The sequence below is a fragment of the Auraticoccus cholistanensis genome (assembly GCF_009742705.1).
Classification (GTDB): domain Bacteria; phylum Actinomycetota; class Actinomycetes; order Propionibacteriales; family Propionibacteriaceae; genus Auraticoccus; species Auraticoccus cholistanensis.
This window is the reverse complement of record NZ_WPCU01000003.1, coordinates 23,710-42,391: the sequence shown is the minus strand read 5'-3', so window position 1 is coordinate 42,391 and position 18,682 is coordinate 23,710. Positions and strand designations below refer to the sequence as shown.

Sequence of the window (18,682 nt, the reverse complement as noted above, 5' to 3'; positions counted from 1 at the left end):
GCCTGGACGGCGCCCAGCTGGAGCAGGCCTGGGACGAGGTGCAGGGGTTCATGGAGCCGCAGGGCACCAGCGGACGTCCGCTGTTCCCCGGGGCGGTGCTCACCTACGGCCACGACGGCACGCAGGTGTTCCAGGAGGCGGCCGGGTACAGCCTGCGCTACGCCGACGGCCAGGGCACCGAGCTCCCCCGCGAGGAGTGGATCGAGACCCGCACCGACACCATCTACGACATGGCCTCGGTCTCGAAGCTGTTCACCTCCATCGTGGTGATGCAGCAGGTGGAGGCCGGCCGGCTGGCGCTGGACGAGCCGGTGGCGACCTACGTCCCCGAGTTCGCCGAGAACGACAAGGGCGGCATCACCGTCCGCCAGCTGCTGACCCACACCTCCGGCTTCCCGGCCTGGATCCCGCTGTGGAGCGGCTACCCGGACGTGGAGTCGCGGATGCACGCCGCGCTCACCGCGGAGCTGGTCAACGAGCCCGGCAGCACCTACCTCTACAGCGACCTCAACCTGATCGCGCTGGGCGAGGCCTCGGCGCGGGTCAGCGGGCTCAGCCTGGAGGAGCTCGTCGCCCAGGGCATCACCGAGCCGCTCGGGATGGTGGACACCGGCTACAACCCCGACCCCTCGCTCAAGCCGCGGATCGCGGCCACCGAGTACCAGGCCAGCCCGCCGCGCGGCGTGGTGTGGGGTGAGGTGCACGACGAGAACGCCTGGTCCCTCGGCGGCGTCGCCGGGCACGCCGGCATCTTCTCCACCGGCGACGACATGGCGGTGCTGGCCCAGACCATGCTCAACGGCGGCGCCCACGACGGGGCGAGGATCCTGTCGGAGCAGTCGGTGGAGCAGATGATCACCAACGAGACCACCGAGTTCCCCGGCAACGACCACGGCCTGGGCTTCGAGCTGAACCAGCGCTGGTACATGGGCGGCCTCTCCGGTCCCCGCACCGCCGGCCACACCGGCTACACCGGCACCTCGCTGGTGATCGACTTCACCTCCCGCTCGTTCGCGATCCTGCTGACCAACCGGGTGCACCCGAGCCGCAGCTGGGGCAGCAACAACCCGGCCCGCGTGGCGGCCGGGCAGGGGCTGGCCGAGGCGCTGCCCGTCCGCCCGCAGCACGGCGACGAGGCCTGGTTCTCCGGCACCGCGAACAACCTGGACTCCTCGCTGAGCTGGGCCGTCCCGGTCCCCCGCGGCGGCGCCACCCTGGAGTTCGACGCGTTCGTCGACACCGAGTCCACCGACCGGCTCCACCTCGAGGTCTCCACCGACCGCGGCGAGACCTGGGAGCCGCTGCCCTGGACCATCGGCGGCACGCCGGTGACCGGCCCGTACGCGGTCAGCGGGGTGCGCACCTGGCAGCCGGCCAGCGCGACGCTGCCCGAGGGACGTGTCGAGGTCCGCTGGCGCTACACCAGCGACCGCTCGCTGTCGGGCCGGGGCATTTACCTCGACGACATCCGGCTGACCACCGGCCGCGGCACCGTGCAGAGCGCCGAGCGCTCCCCGTCCCGGCTGGACGCCAGCGACGGCAGCTGGCACCCCGCCACCCGCTGACCCCGAGAACGCGTATGTCGTCCAGGTCTCGACCGGTGTGCCGCGGCGTGTCGCGCTGTCGCCGGCCGACGGCGTACACGATCCCGGGGGACGCCCGGTGAGCCCTGCTCGCGCGGTGGTGGCCGGCGCCTCCGGGTTCGTCGGCACCCACCTGGTGCAGGACCTCGCCCGCCGCGGCTACGACGTCACCCGGGTGGGCCGGCGGGCCCGTCCGGGCAGACCCGGGCCGGACGCCAGCTGGGACGAGGAGGCGGCTGTCGCCCGGCTCGTCGACGGCGCCGACCTGCTGGTGAACCTGGCCGGACGCAGCGTCGGCTGCCGCTACACCGACGCCCGCCGCGAGGAGATCCTGCGGTCGCGGACGGAGACCACCGCGGCCCTGCACCGGGCCGTCTCGGCGGCGGAGCGGCCACCACGGCTGTGGCTCAACGCCAGCACGGGCACGATCTACCGCCACGCCGTCGACCGCCCGCAGACCGAGAGCAGCGGCGAGCTCGGCAGCGGGTTCTCCGTCGACGTGGCCCGGGAGTGGGAGCGGACCTTCTTCGCCGGCGAGCTGCCCGCCACCCGCCGGGTGGCGCTGCGGATGGCCATCGTGCTGGGCGACGGACCGGCGGTGGCCATGCTGGCCCGCGCCGCCCGACTCGGCCTCGGCGGGCCGCAGCTGGACGGCTGGTGGTTCGGCCACCGCCGCTACCGGGGCACCGGCAGCTCCCCGACCGCGCCGGCGGCCACCGGTCACCGCACCCGCGGCCACCAGCGGTTCAGCTGGATCCACGTCGAGGACCTGCTGGCGGCGATCCGCTTCCTCGACGAGCACCCCGAGCTGGAGGGCCCGGTCAACCTGGCCGTCCCGGAGGCCGGCACCAACCGCGACCTGATGGCCGCGCTGCGTCGGGCCGTCGGCGCCCCGGTCGGGCTGCCGGCGCCGCGGTGGCTGCTGGAGCCGGGGATGTGGGTGCTGCGCCAGGAGTCGGAGCTGGTGCTGAAGAGCCGGTGGGTGGCCCCGGAGAAGCTCACCGCCGCCGGGTTCACCTTCCGCTGGACCGACCTCGACGCCGCTGTGGCCGACGCGGTGTCTCGCTGACCCGTCCGCGCTGCTGCTTGGGCCGTGCCGGCGCCGTGCCGCCGGACTGGCGGGTGCGGGAGCTGTTGACGGTGCGGCCCCGCACCACGCCGACCAGGTCCTCGATCAGCGGGTTGTCGTCGTCGCGGCGCCAGCAGAGCCCGATGGTGGTGGGCTCGGCGTCGCTGACCGGCCGGTAGACCAGGTCGCGACGGCTGCGGGAGCGGGCGACCGAGTGCGGCACGAAGGCCACCCCGGCCCCGCCGGCCACCAGGTCCATCACGTCGGCGGGGGCGTCGGGGTCGACCACGTCCTCGTCGGCGAGGTCGGCCAGCGACACCTCCTCGAAGACGGCCACCGGGTGGTCGCGCGGCACGACCACCACCGGCACCTCCTCGTACAGCGGGATGACGTGCAGCCCCTCGCGCTCGAGCGGCAGCCGGGCGAAGCAGACGTCCACCCGGCCCTCCTCCAGCACCGCCCGCTGCTCGGCCGGAGCCACCTCGAGCACCTCCAGCGGCGTGCGCGGGTACCGCTCGGCCCAGGTGCGCCGCCACTTCGTCAGCGTCACCCCGGGCACGAAGCCCACCGTGAGGCCCCGCGGCCGGCCCGTCCCCGCCTCGTCCACGCCGCCCGCCACCTCGTCCATGCCGCCGAGGCTATCCGCCGGGAGATAACGTGGCCGCCGGGAGATACCGTGGCCGCCGGGAGATACGGTGGCCGCCGGGAGATACCGTGGGTCGGTGAGCCAGACCATGAAGCCGATCACCGCGGCCGCCAAGCTGGGCGTCTACCTGCCCGCCACGCCGGAGGAGTTCCAGCGCTCCGCGCTCACCCGCGACGAGCTCGACGCCCTGCGAGCCGATCCGCCGCAGTGGCTGGTGGAGCTGCGCCGCACCGGCCCCTTCCCCCGTGACGTGGTGGCGCAGAAGCTGGGCATCTCCCGCACCGGGCTCGCCCGCGCGGGCGTCGGTGAGGCGCTGGACGCGGAGCAGATCGGCGCGCTGCTGGCCGACCCGCCGGAGTGGCTCGTCCGCGAGCGGCACACCCAGGCCAAGGTGCTGGCCGAGAAGCAGCGGCTGCGCGACCGCCGGGAGGACTGACCAGCTCCCGCGCGGGTCAGTCCAGCCAGCGGCCGCCGACCATCAGCGTCCGGCCGGGCATCTCGTCGACCTCGCGCCAGGCCTGGATGCGCACCGGCCGCAGCCACAGCACGACGTCACCCGCTCCGGGCAGCCAGCCGGCGCGGCGGCGGTAGCGCTCCAGCACCGGCGCGGGCACCTGCTCCGCCGGCTGGTGCCGCTCCAGCCGGGCCTCCACCGACACCACGTCCCGGGTGGTGCCCAACGCGAGCCGGGCGCTGCCGCCGCTCAGCAGGTTGCGGGCGGTGGGGGTGCTCTCGCCGGTGGCCAGCAGGACCAGCTCCCCGTCCCAGTCCAGCGACAGCGGCGCCAGGTGCGGACGGCCGGCACCGGTGGCCACCCACACGTCGACGTCGTGCTCGAGACGGTGCCGGGCGTCGGCGACGCGCTGCGCCCGGCTGCGCGGGCCGGTGCTCAGCTCGACCACCGGCCCGTGGTGAACAGCCACGTCCAGATCAGCATGGCCACGCCGGAGAGCAGCAGCCAGCCGACGATCACGGTGTGCCGCAGGGCCTGGCCGACCGGCTGCCGCGGCCGGCGGCTCACCAGGTGGGCGAACATCAGCCACAGCGGGAACCACAGCAGCACGGCCCGGTTGACCGAGAACCACCAGTAGGACACCGAGAAGGCGAGCACCTGGACGCCGACCCAGCTGGCCTCGGCCCACATCCGCCGGCTGAGGCACCAGGCGGTCACGACCACGCCCATCAGCATCGACACCGCCTCGGCCCGGAACACCCAGGTCCAGTCCGGGTGGTCGGCGTAGTCGCCGCGGATCACCGGCCAGGTGTTCAGCGCGGACTCCCAGGGCCAGTGGAAGCCGCGGGCCCAGCCGGCCGCCTGCGCGTCCGACCACGCCGTCCAGGAGCCGGTGAGCGTCCACAGGTAGACCACGTAGCCGGCCAGCACGGCCGCCGGCAGCAGCAGCCAGGCCGCGCGCCGCACCCGTTCACCGAGCCGGAGCCGCGGCCAGGTGAGCACCATCACCGCCAGCGCGCCGACCAGGAACAGGCCGCTCACCCGGGTGGTGCAGGCGAGCGCGGCCAGCACCGCGGCACTCCCCCACCGGTCGGCGCTGGCCCGCTGCCAGGCCCAGAAGGCGGCGGCGCAGAAGGCGGCCTCGGTGTAGGGGACGGTCGTGAACACGGCCACGGGAGCGAAGAGCCAGCCGACCGCCGCCCACGGGCCACCCATCCGCACCAGCGCCGCGGCGGCGACCAGTGAGAACACCAGCGAGAGCACCACCCCGACCACCTCGCCCGGCGCCCCGAGCAGCATCCCGGCACGCAGCACCAGCGGCCAGCCGGGGAAGAACGCCATGGTCTTGGGGTCGTGCAGGTAGCCGTGCTCGGCCACCCCGAGGAAGTGCTGGACGTCCCAGTTGGCGACCAGGTCGGTGTAGCCGCGACCCGTGGTCAGGCCGACGACCAGCCCCACCGCCAGGACCAGCCCGCGGCTGCCCAGCCAGGCCTGCAGCATCATCCGCAGCGCGTCGGCGTCCCAGCGGCCGAGGTGCTCCACCCCGGGCAGCGCGCCGGGGAGCTTGCGGCGCCGGGTGCTAGTGCTCGGCATCGTCACCGTCCCGGGCGCCGGCCCGGATGCGGGCGATCACCTGCTCGATCGGGACGCCCTCCCCCGCGGGCCGGTTCGAGGCCGCCGGCACCCCGGCGTGGGCCGGGGCGGTCGCCCGCGCGGGTGACCACGGCCAGGGTGCGTCGGGGGCACCGTCCAGGACCCCTCCGGACGGGTCGTCGACCCCTGGCACGCGCACCGGATCATGATGGGGCCACCAGACGTCGCGCACCACCACCGCCACGACCCAACCCTCGCAGGCCAGCCTGAGCAGCACCGCCAGCCAGTAGCCGACGTCGGGACCGCCGTCGGCCGGGCCGAGCCAGCCGCCGAGGTGGAGCCAGATGGCGACGAAGTAGACGAGCTCGCCGGTCGTGAAGACCAGCCAGTCCCGCCACCGCGGCCGGGCCAGCACCAGCAGCGGCAGCAGCCACAGCACGTACTGCGGGGAGTAGACCTTGCCGGTGACCAGGAAGGCGGCCACCACCAGGAAGGCCAGCTGGCCGGTCCGCGGCCGGCGGGGCGCCCGCAGCGCCAGCAGGGCGATCCCGGCGCAGGCCAGCCCGAGCAGCCCGAAGCTGACCAGGTTCAGCGCCGGCACGGGCTGCCCCGCCAGGGCGAGGACGTACCAGAGGGAGCCGAACTCGGCCCCGCGCTCGGCGTTGAAGCGCCAGAACGCCAGCCAGCCGTCGGGCGCGAGCAGCAGCACCGGCACGTTGACCAGCGCCCACGCGCCGGCGGCGGCCAGCACGGTGGCGGCGGCGTCGCGCCCCCGGCGGGCCCGCAGGCACAGCAGCACCAGGGGACCGAGCAGCAGCAGCGGGTACAGCTTCGCCGCGGCGCCCAGCCCGATCAGGGCACCGGCCACCCCGGGCCGCGAGCGGCTCCAGGCCAGCAGCGCCGCGGCGGTCAGCGCGACCGGCAGGAGGTCCCAGTTGATCAGGCCCGCGGCCATCACGCAGGGCGAGGCGGCCACCATCACGGCGTCCCAGGGGCGTCCCGGCACGGTCGCCACCTGGGCGGCCACGGTCACCCCGAAGAGCAGGCCGAGCACGACCACGTTGACCCCGGTGAACAGGTCGGCGGCGACGAGGGCCTGGTCGCCGCTGAGGCCGGGGCCGACCGGGGCGCCGAGGGCCACCGTCACGAGCCGCTCCAGCTCGAGCAGCGCGCCGGTCAGCACCGGGTACTCCAGCACCGGGTAGCTGCCGGAGTCCAGGTAGGGCGTGGCCCCGTCGACGAGCCCGCGCAGCCGGTACAGCAGCGGGATGTCGGAGTAGCACATCGCCTGGTAGCGGTCGGCCGCGGCGCCGCCGGGCAGCTCCCGGCACGGCAGCTGCCGCAGCACCAGCACCAGCCAGCTGAGAGCGGCCAGCACCAGCACCACGAGCCGGACCCGCGAGGACGGCAGCGGCCGGACGTGGCGGCCGGAGGGACCGCCGACGAGCTCGGCGGCGAAGCGGGCCAGCGGGTCGCTGACGGTGGGACGGTCGGGCCCGGCCGGAGCCGGGCCCGAGGAGGTCACCCCCCGCTCCCCTCGGAGTCGGCGCCGTCGCGGCCGAGCAGCCGGCCGGTGATGGTCCCCTGCTCCTGGCTGCCGCTGCCGTCGTCGTCGCTGCCCGAGCCGCCGCTGCCGTCCGAGCCGGTGTCCGAGCTGCCGCCCGAGCCGCCCGAGCCGGAGCCGCCGCTGCTGCCGGAGCCGCCGCTGCCGTCCGCGTCGGCGCTGCTGCCCGAGCTACCGCCCGTGTCGGCGCTGCCGCTGCTGCCCGAACCGCCGCTGCCGCCGGAGCCGCTGGTCGGCTCCTCCGTGGGCTCCTCGGTGGGCTCCTCCGTCGGTTCCTCGGTGGGCTCCTCGCTCGGCTCCTCCGTCGGCTCCTCGCTCGGCTCCTCCGTCGGCTCCTCGCTGGGCTCCTCCGAGGGCTCCTCGGTCTGGGTCTGCTGCGGCTGCTGCGGCTGCTGGGGCTGCTGGGGCTGGGCGGTGGGCTGCCCAGCCGGCCGGTCGCGGTTGACGTAGGCCGGCGGCTCGAACTGCTCGGCCGGGAGGTCGGCGGTGACGACCTCCATGTAGTCGGTCCAGGTCTGCGCCGGGTAGGTGCCGCCGAAGAAGGTGCTGTCACCGGGGCGGCGGAAGGTGTCGAGGTCGCTGTTGCCCTCGTCGCCGGCGACGTACATCACCGCCGTGGAGATCTGCGGGGTGTAGGCCACGAACCAGGCCGAGTTGACGACGCCGTCGCCCTGCTGGCCGTCTGGGTCCTCGATGCCGTTGGTGCCGGTCTTGCCGGCGACGGGGCGTCCCAGCGCCTGCACCCGCGCACCGGTGCCCTCGTCGACCACGTTGGACAGGGCGTAGGTGACGTCGTGCGCGACGCCCTCGTCGAAGGCCCGCTCCCCCTCGGTGTCGGCCTCGAAGACCACCTCGCCGTCGGCGTCGCGGACCTCGCGGACCACGTGGTTGCCGACCTGCTTGCCGTCACCGGCGAAGGTGGCGTAGGCGCCGGCCATGTTGAGCGGGCTGACCTCGGCGATGCCCAGCGACACCCGGCTGCCGACGTCCCAGCCCGCACCCTCGGGGGCACCGGCCTTCTTCGCCGCGTCGACGACGGCCTGCGGGCCGTCCTCGAGCTGGGTGGTCAGGTCGACGAAGGCGGTGTTGATCGACTGGGCGGTGGCCTGGATCAGGTTCACCGTGCCGTACTGGTAGTTGAACTCGTTGCGGACCGGGGTGCCCTCGCCGTCGGGGGTGAAGGTGTTGCCGCGGAAGGTCGAGAGCAGGCTGAACTGGTCCGACAGACCGGCGGCCAGCGCGAACGTCTTGAACGTCGACGCCGTCGGCCGGGCGGTGGTGGCCCAGTTGCGGGAGTTCTCGATGTAGTCGGGGCCGCCGTAGAGGGCAAGCACCTCACCGGTGCCGACCTGCACCGAGGCGATCGCGGCGTGCAGGTCGTCGGCGTCCTCGCCGGCCGCCTCGGCCGCCTCCTCGGTGTTGCTCTGCGCGGCCTCGACCGCCGCCTCCTGCGCCTCCTCGTCGAAGGTGGTCGTCACCTGCAGCCCGCCGCCGTAGATCTCCTCCTCGGAGAACCCGACCCGGGCCAGCTCGTCCTCGACCATCTTCATCAGGAAGCCGTCGGGCCCCTCGTAGCGGTTGCTGGTGGGGATCTCGGGGAACTCGGGCAGCTCGGCCTTGTACTCGCTGGCCTCGGCGGCGGTGATGGCGCCGACCTCGGCCATGCCGTCCAGCACGTAGCGGTAGCGCTCGAGCAGCCGCTCGGCGTTGCCCTCGCCGGCGGAGGGGTCGTAGATGCTGGCGTTGTTCAGCACGCTGGCCAGCACCGCCGCCTGCGGGACGGTGAGGTCCTTGGCGTCGACGTCGAAGTAGGAGCGGCTGGCGGCCTGCACGCCGTAGGCGCCGCGGCCGAAGTAGATGGTGTTGAGGTAGCCCTGGAGGATCTGCTCCTTGGACTGCTCGCGGCCCAGCTTGACCGCCAGCAGCAGCTCCTTGAACTTGCGGCTCAGGGTCTGCTCGGAGGTCAGGTAGTAGATCTTGATGTACTGCTGGGTGATGGTCGAGCCACCCTGCATCTCACCGCCGGTGGCGATCGACCAGGCCGCCCGCGCCATGCCGGGGATGGAGATGCCCGGGTCCTCCCAGAAGCTGCGGTTCTCGGCGGCGATCACCGCGTCCTTGATGTTCTGCGGGATCTCGTCGTAGTCCAGCGACTGCCGGTTCTGCACCGCGAGGCTGCCGAGCTTCGTCTCGCCGTCGCGGTAGTAGACGAAGGTCGTGTTGGTGGCGAACTCCGCGTTGGGGTCCGGCAGCTCGGTGTTGGCGTAGGCCACCCCCACCACTCCGAAGCCGGCGATGATGCTGACCAGCACGGCGATCACGAGCCCCAGTCCGAGGCGGCGGGCGATCGTGCCGCGCCTGGTCCGGGCGCGCTTCGGTCGGCGGTTGCGGGTGGGCTCAGCCATAGATGTCCTCGACGGTCGGCTGCCGGCGGGGCGGGCGACGCTTCTTGCCGTCGCCGAGCAGGTAGGAGTGGATCATGTGGTTCCAGCCGCAGGCGGTGCACACCTCGACCACGCACACCTTGAACTCGCCGAACTCGTCCTGCATCTGCTCGAGCTCCGCGGTGGCCTTGATCCGCCCGGAGTACTGGCCGAGCTGCTCGCCGAAGACGTAGCTGAGGTTGACCATGGTGCTGGAGCCGCAGACCGGGCAGTGCACCTTGCTCCGCTCACCGTGGTGCATGGCGGCCCGGATGAGCATCGGGTCGGCGTCGCAGGCGTCCGCGCGGGTGAGCGTGCGCGAGGGTCGCTTCAGCGCCTCCAGGGTCGCGCGACGCTGGAGGGCGTAGTCGACGTACTGCCGCTGGGACCACACGACGGCCAGTGTAGGTGGGCCCGGTGACGCCCCCGGAGGCACCGGGCGCCGCCGGTCAGGCCCGCTCGACGCCGCCCGGGAACGCCGTCGGCGCGGCGGCCCAGGGCCTTGAGGACGCTGTCGGACCGGTGCGGACGGATCACCACCGACGACGGCGCCTGGAGCGACCCCTCGACCAGCCCCCGACCGGCCGAGGGGTCGCCGTCCAGGGGGTCGTCGGTGGTCCGCCCGCTCCGGCGAGCGCCGTCCCGCCGGTGGCCCCCGGCACCAGCGGGCCCATGCTCAGCCGCCCGTCGGGGTCAGCGCGGCCGGCTCCCCGGCCGCGGCGCCGACCAGGGCGAACAGGTCCTTCGGGTCCGCCGGGGCGGCGACGAGGTCGAGCTCGACGACCAGGTCGCTGCCACGGACGTCGTCGCGGACGTAGCGCAGGGCGGAGAAGTCCTCCACGGCGAAGCCGACCGAGTCGAACACCGTGACCTGCTCGGCGGAGGTGCGTCCGCGCGCCGCGCCGGTGAGCACCCGCCACAGCTCGGTGACGGGGAAGTCGGCGGGCAGCTGCTGGATCTCGCCCTCGACACGGGTCTGCGGCTCGAACTCCACGAAGACGGCCGAACGTCGCAGGAGTGTCGGGTCGAGCTCGGTCTTGCCCGGGCAGTCGCCGCCGATGGCGTTGACGTGCACGCCGGGGCCCACCTCGGCGTCGCGCAGCACCGTGGCCAACGTCTTGTCCGCGGTGCAGGTGGTCACCACGTCGGCACCCTCGACGGCGGTGGCGACGTCGGCGCAGACGTCCACCCTGAAGCCCAGCGGGGCCAGGTTCGCCACGACCTTGGCGCAGGCGGCGGGGTCGACGTCGACGACGCGGACCGTGTCGATGCCCAGGACCGCCCGCATGCCCAGGGCCTGGAACTCGGCCTGGCTGCCGGCGCCGACGAGGGCCAGCACGGCGGCGTCGGGGCGGGCCAGCCGGCGTGCCGCCAGGGCCGACGTGGCGGCGGTGCGCAGCGCGGTCAGCAGCGTCATCTCGGAGATGAAGGTGGGGTAGCCGTTGTGGACGTCGGCCAGCGCCCCGAAGGCGGTGACGGTCGAGAAGCCGCGGGCGGGGTTGCTGGGGTGGCCGTTGACGTACTTGAAGGCGTACTCGGTGCCGTCGCTGGTGGGCATCAGCTCGATGACGCCGAAGGGGGTGTGGCTGGCGACCCGCGGCGTCTTGTCGAAGTGCTCCCAGCGGGCGAAGTCGCGCTCCAGGTAGTCGACCATCCCGGCGATCACCCGCTCGGGGCCGCGACGGGCGACCCAGCGGGCCGTCTGCGCCACGTCGAGGAATGCCACCATGCCCACACCTCCCTGCCCACGCCCGGCAGCGTGTGATCGGACCAGCCTAGGAACGGGCGATGTGCGTACTCAATGAGCGTGGCGAGCAACATCTGCTCGATGACTGCTCGATGTGCACAGCCTCGGAGTACATTTCGTCCATGGTGGCCTTGGACGACCTCGACCGGCGGCTGATCGCCCTGCTGCGCCAGGACGGCCGCGCGCCGGTGGCCACGCTGGCCCGCGAGCTGGGCGTCACCCGCGCCACCGTGACCTCGCGGCTGGACCGGCTGGTCAGCTCGGGCACGGTCGTCGGCTTCACCGTCCGGGTGCGCGACGAGGCGGACCCGCTGGCGGTGCGGGCCATCTCGCTGGTCGAGGTGATCGGGCGCGACACGGACGCGGTGATCAAGGTGATGCGCGGCTGGCCGGAGATCCGCTCGCTGCACACCACCAACGGCGGCTGGGACCTGGTCGCCGAGCTGGCCGTGGCCGACCTCGGCGAGTTCGACCGGGTGCTGGGTCGGATCCGGCGCATCGACGGCGTCCGCAACACCGAGACCAGCCTGCTGCTCAGCTCCGTGCTGCGCTGAGCCGGGCCGGACACCGGGCTCAGAGCGCGGCCAGCCGGTCCCGCAGCTCCGCCAGCAGCTCGAGCAGGTCCTCCGTGCGCCGCCACTCCCCGGGTTGCGCGTCCGAGGCCAGCCAGGCCGCGGTCGCCACCAGCCAGCCGTCGGCGACCTCCAGGCTGCTGACCCCGAGCTCGACGAGACGGGCGGTGGTCGCCGGCGGCAGCACCTCGGCGTACCGCTCCGCGACCGCCTCGGCGGCGTGCGCGACGAGGTCGCCGACCTGCCGCCCCTCGGCCACCGCGGGCCAGAGCCCGTCCACGTGGGTCGGCACGAGCTCGACGCCGACGGCGGTCGTCTGCTGAGACGTGGGGCGGCGTGCCGGACCCGTGGCGGTCACCAGCAGCTCGGGCAGCCGCCGGCCGCCGTCCAGGGCCACGTAACGGCTGAGCCGTGGCTGCGGCGCCTTGTCCGCGCGGTGCGACACCACGCCCACCTCCCACGCCGGACGCACCCGCCGGCGCCAGCGCCGGGTGATCTTGGCGGAGGGGTGGGCGAGCACCCGGCCGGGGACGGTCGTGCTGCTGGGCTGCAGGTCGGCGTCCAGGCCGTTGTCCCGGGCGAAGGCGGCCAGCTTGGCCCGGTCCCGCCAGGCGCTGCCGTCGATGCGGCGGTAGAGGAAGATGCTCGACCCCACCTGTGCCGCCAGCACGAGCCCGGTGACCACCCCGGCGACGACGGGGCCGTGCTCCGACCCCAGCACCCACAGCAGGATCGCCGCCATGACGACGCTCCCGCTCAGCATGGCCACCAGCAGCATGCGGGCGACGGGGTTCGCGGGCCCGGGGCGGGACCCGCTGCGGACGCGCTTCACCTCCTCGGCGGTCGGGGTGCGTTCCAGGGCGGCGAGGTCGAGTGGCACGGCGGGCACGCTAGCGGGACGACGTGCCACCCGGCCGCCGAGGCCAGCACCGGAGGCTGCCGCCGGCGGACGCCCCGGTGTCCGCGGGGTGACCGGGACGCGAAAGGGCCGTGAAGAAGCGCGCCGCCCCCTTGCCGCGCTGATCTCACCACCGGCTGGATGGACCACGGCCCTCCCTCCCCCATCCCCCGTTCAGGAGAACCGCATGACCACCACCTCCCCCGCCGGCTCCGCCCTGCCCGCGATCAACCGCCGCGGTCTGCTCGGCCTGACCGCCGCCACCGGCCTCGGCCTGGGCACGCTGTCGCTGCCCGCCTCCGCCCGTGACCGTCGTCCCACGGTCGGCCCGAAGCTGGCCTCCGGCCTGTTCACCCTGGGCGTGGGCTCCGGCGACCCGTGGCCCGACGGGTTCACGCTGTGGACCCGGCTCGCCCCCGAGCCGCTGGCCCTCGACGGCAGCGGCGGGATGCCGGCGACGTCGGTCGAGGTCGAGTGGGAGGTCGCCACGGACCCGGCGATGCAGCGGGTGGTCCGCCGGGGCACCACCCGGGCGACCCCCGAGGGCGGGCACTCCGTGCACGTCGACGTCACCGGGCTGCAGCCCGGCCGGGAGTACTGGTACCGGTTCCGCGCCAACGGCGAGCTCACCGAGCCCGGCCGCTCGGTCACCGCGCCGGCCGAGGGGGCGTCGGTGGACGCCTTCACCTTCGCCTTCGCCAGCTGCCAGAACTACCCCGAGGGCTACTACACCGCCTTCGGCGACATGGCGACCCAGGACCTGTCGCTGGTGGTGCACCTCGGGGACTACATCTACGAGGGCGCCGGCACCCAGAACAACCTCGGCCGGGCCCACACCTCCCGCGCGGAGACCTTCACCCTGGCCGACTACCGGCTGCGCTACGCCCAGTACCACACCGACCCGGACCTGCAGGCGGCCCACGCCCACGCCCCGTGGGTGGTCGCCCCCGACGACCACGAGGTCGAGAACAACTGGGCCGGCGACATCTCCCAGCGCGACACCGAGCCGGACCAGGACCCGGCGGTGTTCCGCCAGCGCCGGGCCGCCGCCTTCCAGGCCTACTGGGAGAACCTCCCGCTGCGGCGCAGCTCGATGCCCAGCGGCTCCGACATGCAGGTCTACCGTCGGCTCCAGTTCGGCGACCTGATGCAGCTCGACGTGCTGGACACCCGCCGCTACCGCGACGACCAGATCGAGGCCCCGGCGGAGTACGCCGAGGGCCGCTTCGCGCCGCGCCGCACCATGCTGGGCCGTCGCCAGGAGGGCTGGCTGCTCAACGGCTTCAGCACCTCCGAGGCCCGCTGGAACGTGCTGGGCAACCAGGTCTTCTGCTTCGAGGCCGACCACACCGCCGGGGAGGGCGAGACCTACAGCAACGACACCTGGGACAACTACGCCGCCGCCCGCGACCGGCTGTTCCGCGGTGTGCGCGAGCGCGGCATCGAGAACTTCGTGATGGTCACCGGGGACGCCCACCGCAGCACCGCCGCCGACCTCAAGCTGGAGTTCGGCGACGAGTCCTCCCCGACCGTGGGGACGGAGTTCCTCGGCACCTCGATCACCTCCGGCGGGAACGGCAGCGACGACGACGCGCTGGGGGTGACCTGGATGGCGGAGAACCCGCACATGAAGTTCCACAACAAGCAGCGCGGCTACCAGCTGTGCCACCTGGACCAGGACGCGATGGTCTGCGAGTACCGCGTCGTCGACCGGGTGACCGTGCCCGACGCGCCCGTCCGCACCCGGGCCCGGGTGCACGTCGAGGCGGGCAGGGCCGGCATCGCCGACGTCGAGAGCGTCAGCACCACCCCGGTCTGATCGTCCGACCTCGCGCTCCAGCAGGCCCGGGACGGGCCCCGGCAGCTGCGCCGGGGACCGTCCCGGGTCCGCCCGTCCGGGCCGGCATCCACAGCCGGGCCACAGCCGACGCACACGGTGCTGCTCGGCGGGACGCCCAGCATGGTCGCCGTACCGACCGAACGAGGAGCGACCATGCGTCACGACGACACCACCACCGAGCCCGTCCCCAGCTACCAGGGCCGTCCGCTGCCCCGGCCCGGGGAGGAGGTGGTGGACCAGGGTCTCGCCTTCGACGTCGGCACCCTGCTCGGGCGCCGGCGGCTGCTGGGGGTGCTGGGCGCCGGGCTCGGCGCCGGCGGGCTGGCCGCCTGCGGGGTGAGCTCGTCGGCGGCGAGCGAGCCGAGCGCGTCCGCCGGGGCCTCGGCCGGCACGTCAGCCGGTGAGATCCCCGACGAGACCGCGGGACCGTACCCCGGCGACGGCTCCAACGGCCCGGACGTGCTGGAGCAGAGCGGGATCGTCCGCAGCGACCTGACCACGAGCTTCGGGGACGCCTCGGGCACGGCCGAGGGCGTCCCGATGACCCTGGAGCTGACCATCACCGACCTGGCCGGCGGCGGGGGCGGCTTCGAGGGCGCGGCGGTGTACGTCTGGCACTGCACCCGCGAGGGCGGCTACTCGATGTACTCCGAGGGCGTGGAGGAGGAGAACTTCCTGCGCGGCGTGCAGGTGGCCGACGCCGACGGGCTGGTCCGCTTCACCAGCGTCGTCCCCGCCTGCTACGACGGCCGCTGGCCGCACATCCACTTCGAGGTCTACCCCGACCAGGCGAGCATCGTCGACAGCGCCAACGCGGTCGCGACCTCGCAGGTGGCGCTGCCGCAGGAGCTCTGCGAGGCGGTCTACGCCGAGCCCGGCTACGAGGCGTCGGTGACCAACCTCGCCCGGGTCGACCTGGCCAGCGACAACGTCTTCGGCGACGACGGCGGCGCCAGCCAGCTGGCCACCGTCAGCGGGGACGTGGACTCCGGCTTCCGGGTCCGGCTGACCGCCCCGGTCGACACGACCACCGAGCCCACCGGCGGCGGCACGGGCGGCGCTCCCGGCAGCGGTGGGATGCCGGGCCGCGGCGAGCCGCCCTCGGGTGCACCCGGCGACCAGCCCTCCTGACCCGGCCCCGCGTCCCTCTAGTGGACGGCGGTGAGCAGCAGCCGGGCGACCCGGTCGACGTCGGCGACGTCCAGCCCCGAGGTCGAGACCCGGATGTGGGGCGGCGAGCCGGCGGGGGTGAAGCGCGACCCCACCGAGACGGCGATCCCGTGCGCGGCGAGCACGCCGAGGGCGTACCCCTCGTCGCGCACCGGCAGCCACAGGTCCAGCCCCTCGCCGGGCGAGAGGTCGAGCCCGGCCGCCGTCAGCCGTCGCCACAGCGCCTCCCGCCGCTGGTCGTAGACGTCCATCGCCGCGGCCACCTGCCGGCTGCAGACCGGGTCGGCCAGCATCGCCGCCAGCGCCTCCTGCAGCAGCCGGCTGGTCCAGCCCGAGCCGTAGCCGCGGTAGCTGTGGACCTTGGCCACGACGTCCTCCGAGCCCTCCAGCACCGCCAGCCGCAGGTCGGGACCGTGCGACTTGGCGTAGCTGCGGATGAACACGTGCGACTCCGGACGACGCTCGGCCACCGAGTGCAGCGGCCCACCGACCAGGGCCCCCGTCCCGTCGTCCTCGACCACCAGCACCGGCTGGCCGGTGAGCAGGGCGGCCAGCTCGTCGCGGCGCCGTCCGCTCATCCGGGTGCCCATCGGGTTGTGCACCCCGGGCTGCATCACCAGGGCCGCCGGCCGGCGCTCGAGCGCCGCGGCGAGGGCGGCGGGCACGATGCCCTCGGCGTCGCGGGTCAGGAAGGAGGTGCGGGCGCCGGTGGAGTCGACCAGGTCGAGCATCCGTGGCGGTGAGGGGTTCTCGACCAGCACCCAGTCCCCCTCCTGGACGAAGGTGTGCAGCACCAGCTGCAGGCCCGCGTAGCCGCCGTTGACCGCCATCAGGCTGCGCACCGGGTAGGGCCAGGTGCGTGCCGCCTGCTCGGCCAGCCGCGGCACGATCCGCTCCCGGTGGTAGGCGTTCAGCTCGACCGGCCCGAGCGCGGCGACCGCGGACTGCAGGTCGGGGAGCAGCGCGCGGTCGGGGATGGAGACGTCGAGCTCCATCGCGACCTCGGGCCGGTAGTGGTTGTCGGCCTCGTACCGGGCGGGCCGCGGTGTGCCCGAGGGGGCGAGCACGGTGATGCCCGCGCGGCCCCGCCCGCCGACCACGCCGCGCGCCCGCAGCCGCTGCCAGGCCGAGGAGACGGTGGCCGGGCTGACGCCGAGCTCGGCGGCGAGCTCGCGGACGGGCGGCAGCTTGGCCCCCTGGGCGATGTCGCCGCGGCGGATCAGCAGGCCGAGGTCCGCCGCGATCGCGTGGGCCGTGGGGGTGCTGAGCCGCTCGGCCAGCCATGCGGCGGGGACGACGGACGACGCTGTCATGTACGTACAGTAACAATGAACCTATTGTCAGGCCAGCATGTCTGTACATAAGGTCGGCCGGGTCCCTACCCCGACCGAGAGGACCAGGCCATGACCCCGTTCCGGATCGCGCTGCGCGACTGGGACTGGCTGACCCCGCTGCTGCTCGGCGAGCTGGGCACCGAGCCGCTGGACGAGCTGGGCCTGGAGCTGCAGGTCGAGCGGGTCCCGGCCCTGCCCGACCTGTGGAGCGAGCCGGGCCTGGACGCCGCCGAGATCTCGCTCAGCCGCTACTGCCTGGCGGTGGCCGACGGACGCTCCGAGGTGGTCGCCGTCCCGCACGTGCTGATGCAGGGGTTCCGGCACCGCTGCGTGATCGTCGCCGCCGGCAGCGAGGCCACCTCGGCGGCCGACCTGCGCGGCGGGCGGATCGGGCTGACCGGCTGGCCCGACTCGGGCAACACCTGGACCCGGGCCGCGCTGGCCGACGACGGTCTGGGGCTGGACGACGCCCGCTGGTTCACCGGCCGCCTCACCGCCGACCACCCCGAGCAGGACCGGCTCGGCGGCCACGGCGTGCCGGGCCACATCGAGGCCCTCACCGGCACCCCGCTGGTGGAGCGGCTGAGCCGCGGCGAGCTGGACGCCGTCCTCACGCCCTTCATGCCGCCCGGCTTCCACTCCCCCGACGCCCCGTGGCGTCCGCTCTACCCCGACGTCCGCGCCGCCGAGGCCGGCTGGGTCCGCCGCCACGGTTTCGTCCCCGGGCACCACCTGCTCGGCTTCCGGACCGGGGTGGCGCCGGAGGTGGCTGCCGCCGTCAGCGAGGTCCTGCTCCGCAGCCGCGAGGCCTGGCGGACCAAGCGCGCCAAGTACGCCGAGACCTCGGCCTGGCTGGCGGTCGACCTGGTCGACGAGGCCCGGCTGCTGCCCCCCGGTTGGGACACCCCCGGGCTGGCCGAGCAGGGACCCATGGTCGCCGAGTTCACCGCCCAGCAGCGGCACCAGCGGCTGCACCCCTCCCCGCCCCAGCTGACCGATCTCTTCCCCCTCGACCTCGCAGCCCCGCTGGCTGCAGGAAGGACGTACCGATGACCGACACCCTGAGGGTCGCCCTCGCGCAGCTGGAGGTCGCCCGCGACCCCGAGCAGAACCTGGCCCAGGTGCTCGACCGGACCCGGCAGGCCCGGGAGCGGGGCGCCCGGCTGGTGGTGCTCCCGGAGGGCATCGTCTCCCGCGACGCCGACGACCCCGACGCCACCGCCGCCGGCGCCCAGCCGCTGGACGGCCCCTTCGTCACCGGGATGCTCGAGGCCAGCCGGGACGGCGTGGCCATCGCCGCCACCGTGCACGTCCGCCAGCCCGACGGCCGGACCCTCAACGTGGGCCTGGTCTGCGACGGCGGCGAGATCGTCGCCCGCTACGACAAGCTGCACCTCTACGACGCCTTCAGCGCCCGTGAGTCCGACCGGGTGACGCCGGGCACCGTGCTGCCGGAGCCCTTCGAGCTCGACGGCTTCCGCTTCGGGCTGATGACCTGCTACGACGTGCGCTTCCCCGAGCTGGCCCGGGCGCTGACGGTGGCCGGCGCCGACGCCCTGCTGCTGCCGGCGGCGTGGGTCCGCGGCCCGCTCAAGGAGGACCACTGGCGCACGATGATCACCGCCCGCGCGCTGGAGAACACCGTCTACGTGCTGGCCAGCGGTGAGGCGAGCCGGCGCAACATCGGTCTCAGCATGGCCGTGGACCCGCTCGGCGTGACCATCGCGTCCGCCGGCGAGGCCCCGGACCTGGTGGTGGCCGACCTGGACCGCAGCCGCATCGAGCACGC

The 18,682-nt window shown here is 74.3% G+C and carries 17 protein-coding genes; 8 read left to right on the top strand and 9 right to left on the bottom strand.

Annotated features, from left to right (window positions below; all coding sequences use genetic code 11):
* On the top strand, positions 1-1,565 hold a 1,565-nt coding region (locus GC722_RS01210; RefSeq protein WP_231747310.1), incomplete at its 5' end, for a serine hydrolase domain-containing protein.
* A 97-nt stretch (positions 1,566-1,662) separates the two neighbouring features.
* Positions 1,663-2,652: an epimerase gene (locus tag GC722_RS01205; protein ID WP_197429667.1), complete on the top strand. Its 990-nt coding sequence runs from the start codon at positions 1,663-1,665 to the stop codon at positions 2,650-2,652.
* Here the strand turns inward: GC722_RS01205 and GC722_RS01200 are convergent.
* Positions 2,597-3,280: a LysR family substrate-binding domain-containing protein gene (locus GC722_RS01200; protein WP_197429666.1), complete on the bottom strand. Its 684-nt coding sequence runs from the start codon at positions 3,278-3,280 to the stop codon at positions 2,597-2,599. The two genes, GC722_RS01205 and GC722_RS01200, sit on opposite strands and share 56 nt — an antisense overlap.
* 94 nt (positions 3,281-3,374) lie before the next feature.
* Here GC722_RS01200 and GC722_RS01195 point away from each other — a divergent pair, with 94 nt between their 5' ends.
* On the top strand, positions 3,375-3,734 hold the full coding sequence (locus GC722_RS01195) for a DUF5997 family protein (RefSeq protein ID WP_331714267.1): 360 nt from the start codon (positions 3,375-3,377) through the stop codon (positions 3,732-3,734).
* Positions 3,735-3,750: 16 nt separating this feature from the next.
* Here GC722_RS01195 and GC722_RS01190 read toward each other — a convergent pair whose 3' ends face one another.
* The 6 genes from GC722_RS01190 to GC722_RS01165 form a co-directional block, all read right to left on the bottom strand.
* On the bottom strand, positions 3,751-4,200 hold the full coding sequence (locus GC722_RS01190) for a pyridoxamine 5'-phosphate oxidase family protein (protein ID WP_331714266.1): 450 nt from the start codon (positions 4,198-4,200) through the stop codon (positions 3,751-3,753).
* Entirely contained in the window at positions 4,188-5,252 is a 1,065-nt protein-coding gene (locus GC722_RS01185; protein WP_156607598.1) for a mannosyltransferase family protein, read from the bottom strand. Before GC722_RS01185 ends, GC722_RS01190 begins: the two co-directional genes overlap by 13 nt.
* Positions 5,253-5,331: 79 nt before the next feature.
* Positions 5,332-6,870: a glycosyltransferase family 87 protein gene (locus tag GC722_RS01180; protein WP_197429665.1), complete on the bottom strand. Its 1,539-nt coding sequence runs from the start codon at positions 6,868-6,870 to the stop codon at positions 5,332-5,334.
* The gene (locus GC722_RS01175) at positions 6,867-9,314 is read right to left on the bottom strand and encodes a transglycosylase domain-containing protein (protein ID WP_197429664.1); all 2,448 of its coding nucleotides are present in this window, start codon (positions 9,312-9,314) and stop codon (positions 6,867-6,869) included. Before GC722_RS01175 ends, GC722_RS01180 begins: the two co-directional genes overlap by 4 nt.
* On the bottom strand, positions 9,307-9,726 hold the full coding sequence (locus GC722_RS01170) for a DUF5318 family protein (RefSeq protein WP_331714265.1): 420 nt from the start codon (positions 9,724-9,726) through the stop codon (positions 9,307-9,309). The genes GC722_RS01175 and GC722_RS01170 overlap by 8 nt, the downstream gene beginning before the upstream one ends.
* 282 nt (positions 9,727-10,008) lie before the next feature.
* Entirely contained in the window at positions 10,009-11,061 is a 1,053-nt protein-coding gene (locus GC722_RS01165) for an ornithine cyclodeaminase (RefSeq protein WP_156607243.1), read from the bottom strand.
* A 140-nt stretch (positions 11,062-11,201) separates the two neighbouring features.
* Between GC722_RS01165 and GC722_RS01160 the strand changes: the two genes are divergently transcribed.
* Positions 11,202-11,633 carry an Lrp/AsnC family transcriptional regulator gene (locus tag GC722_RS01160; RefSeq protein WP_156607241.1) on the top strand — a complete coding sequence of 144 codons (432 nt, stop codon included), beginning with the start codon at positions 11,202-11,204 and terminating at the stop codon, positions 11,631-11,633.
* A 19-nt stretch (positions 11,634-11,652) separates the two neighbouring features.
* Here the strand turns inward: GC722_RS01160 and GC722_RS01155 are convergent, their stop codons facing one another.
* Positions 11,653-12,531, bottom strand: coding sequence for a hypothetical protein (locus GC722_RS01155; RefSeq protein ID WP_156607238.1), 879 nt, complete (start codon positions 12,529-12,531; stop codon positions 11,653-11,655).
* Positions 12,532-12,736: 205 nt separating this feature from the next.
* On the opposite strand from GC722_RS01155, the gene GC722_RS01150 reads away from it, so the two are divergent.
* Both GC722_RS01150 and GC722_RS01145 read left to right on the top strand, forming a co-directional pair.
* Complete coding sequence (locus GC722_RS01150; protein ID WP_156607236.1) at positions 12,737-14,368, top strand: alkaline phosphatase D family protein; 1,632 nt, start codon at positions 12,737-12,739, stop codon at positions 14,366-14,368.
* 174 nt (positions 14,369-14,542) lie between these two features.
* On the top strand, positions 14,543-15,520 hold the full coding sequence (locus GC722_RS01145; protein ID WP_156607234.1) for a dioxygenase family protein: 978 nt from the start codon (positions 14,543-14,545) through the stop codon (positions 15,518-15,520).
* Between the two features lie 17 nt (positions 15,521-15,537).
* Here GC722_RS01145 and GC722_RS01140 read toward each other — a convergent pair whose 3' ends face one another.
* Entirely contained in the window at positions 15,538-16,872 is a 1,335-nt protein-coding gene (locus GC722_RS01140; protein ID WP_156607232.1) for an aminotransferase class I/II-fold pyridoxal phosphate-dependent enzyme, read from the bottom strand.
* Between the two features lie 90 nt (positions 16,873-16,962).
* On the opposite strand from GC722_RS01140, the gene GC722_RS01135 reads away from it, so the two are divergent.
* Both GC722_RS01135 and GC722_RS01130 read left to right on the top strand, forming a co-directional pair.
* A complete protein-coding gene (locus GC722_RS01135) occupies positions 16,963-17,946 on the top strand; it encodes a type 2 periplasmic-binding domain-containing protein (RefSeq protein ID WP_197429663.1) in 984 nt (327 codons plus the stop codon).
* A partial coding sequence (locus tag GC722_RS01130) for a nitrilase-related carbon-nitrogen hydrolase (protein ID WP_156607592.1) occupies positions 17,943-18,682 on the top strand: 740 nt, incomplete at its 3' end. The genes GC722_RS01135 and GC722_RS01130, both read left to right, overlap by 4 nt.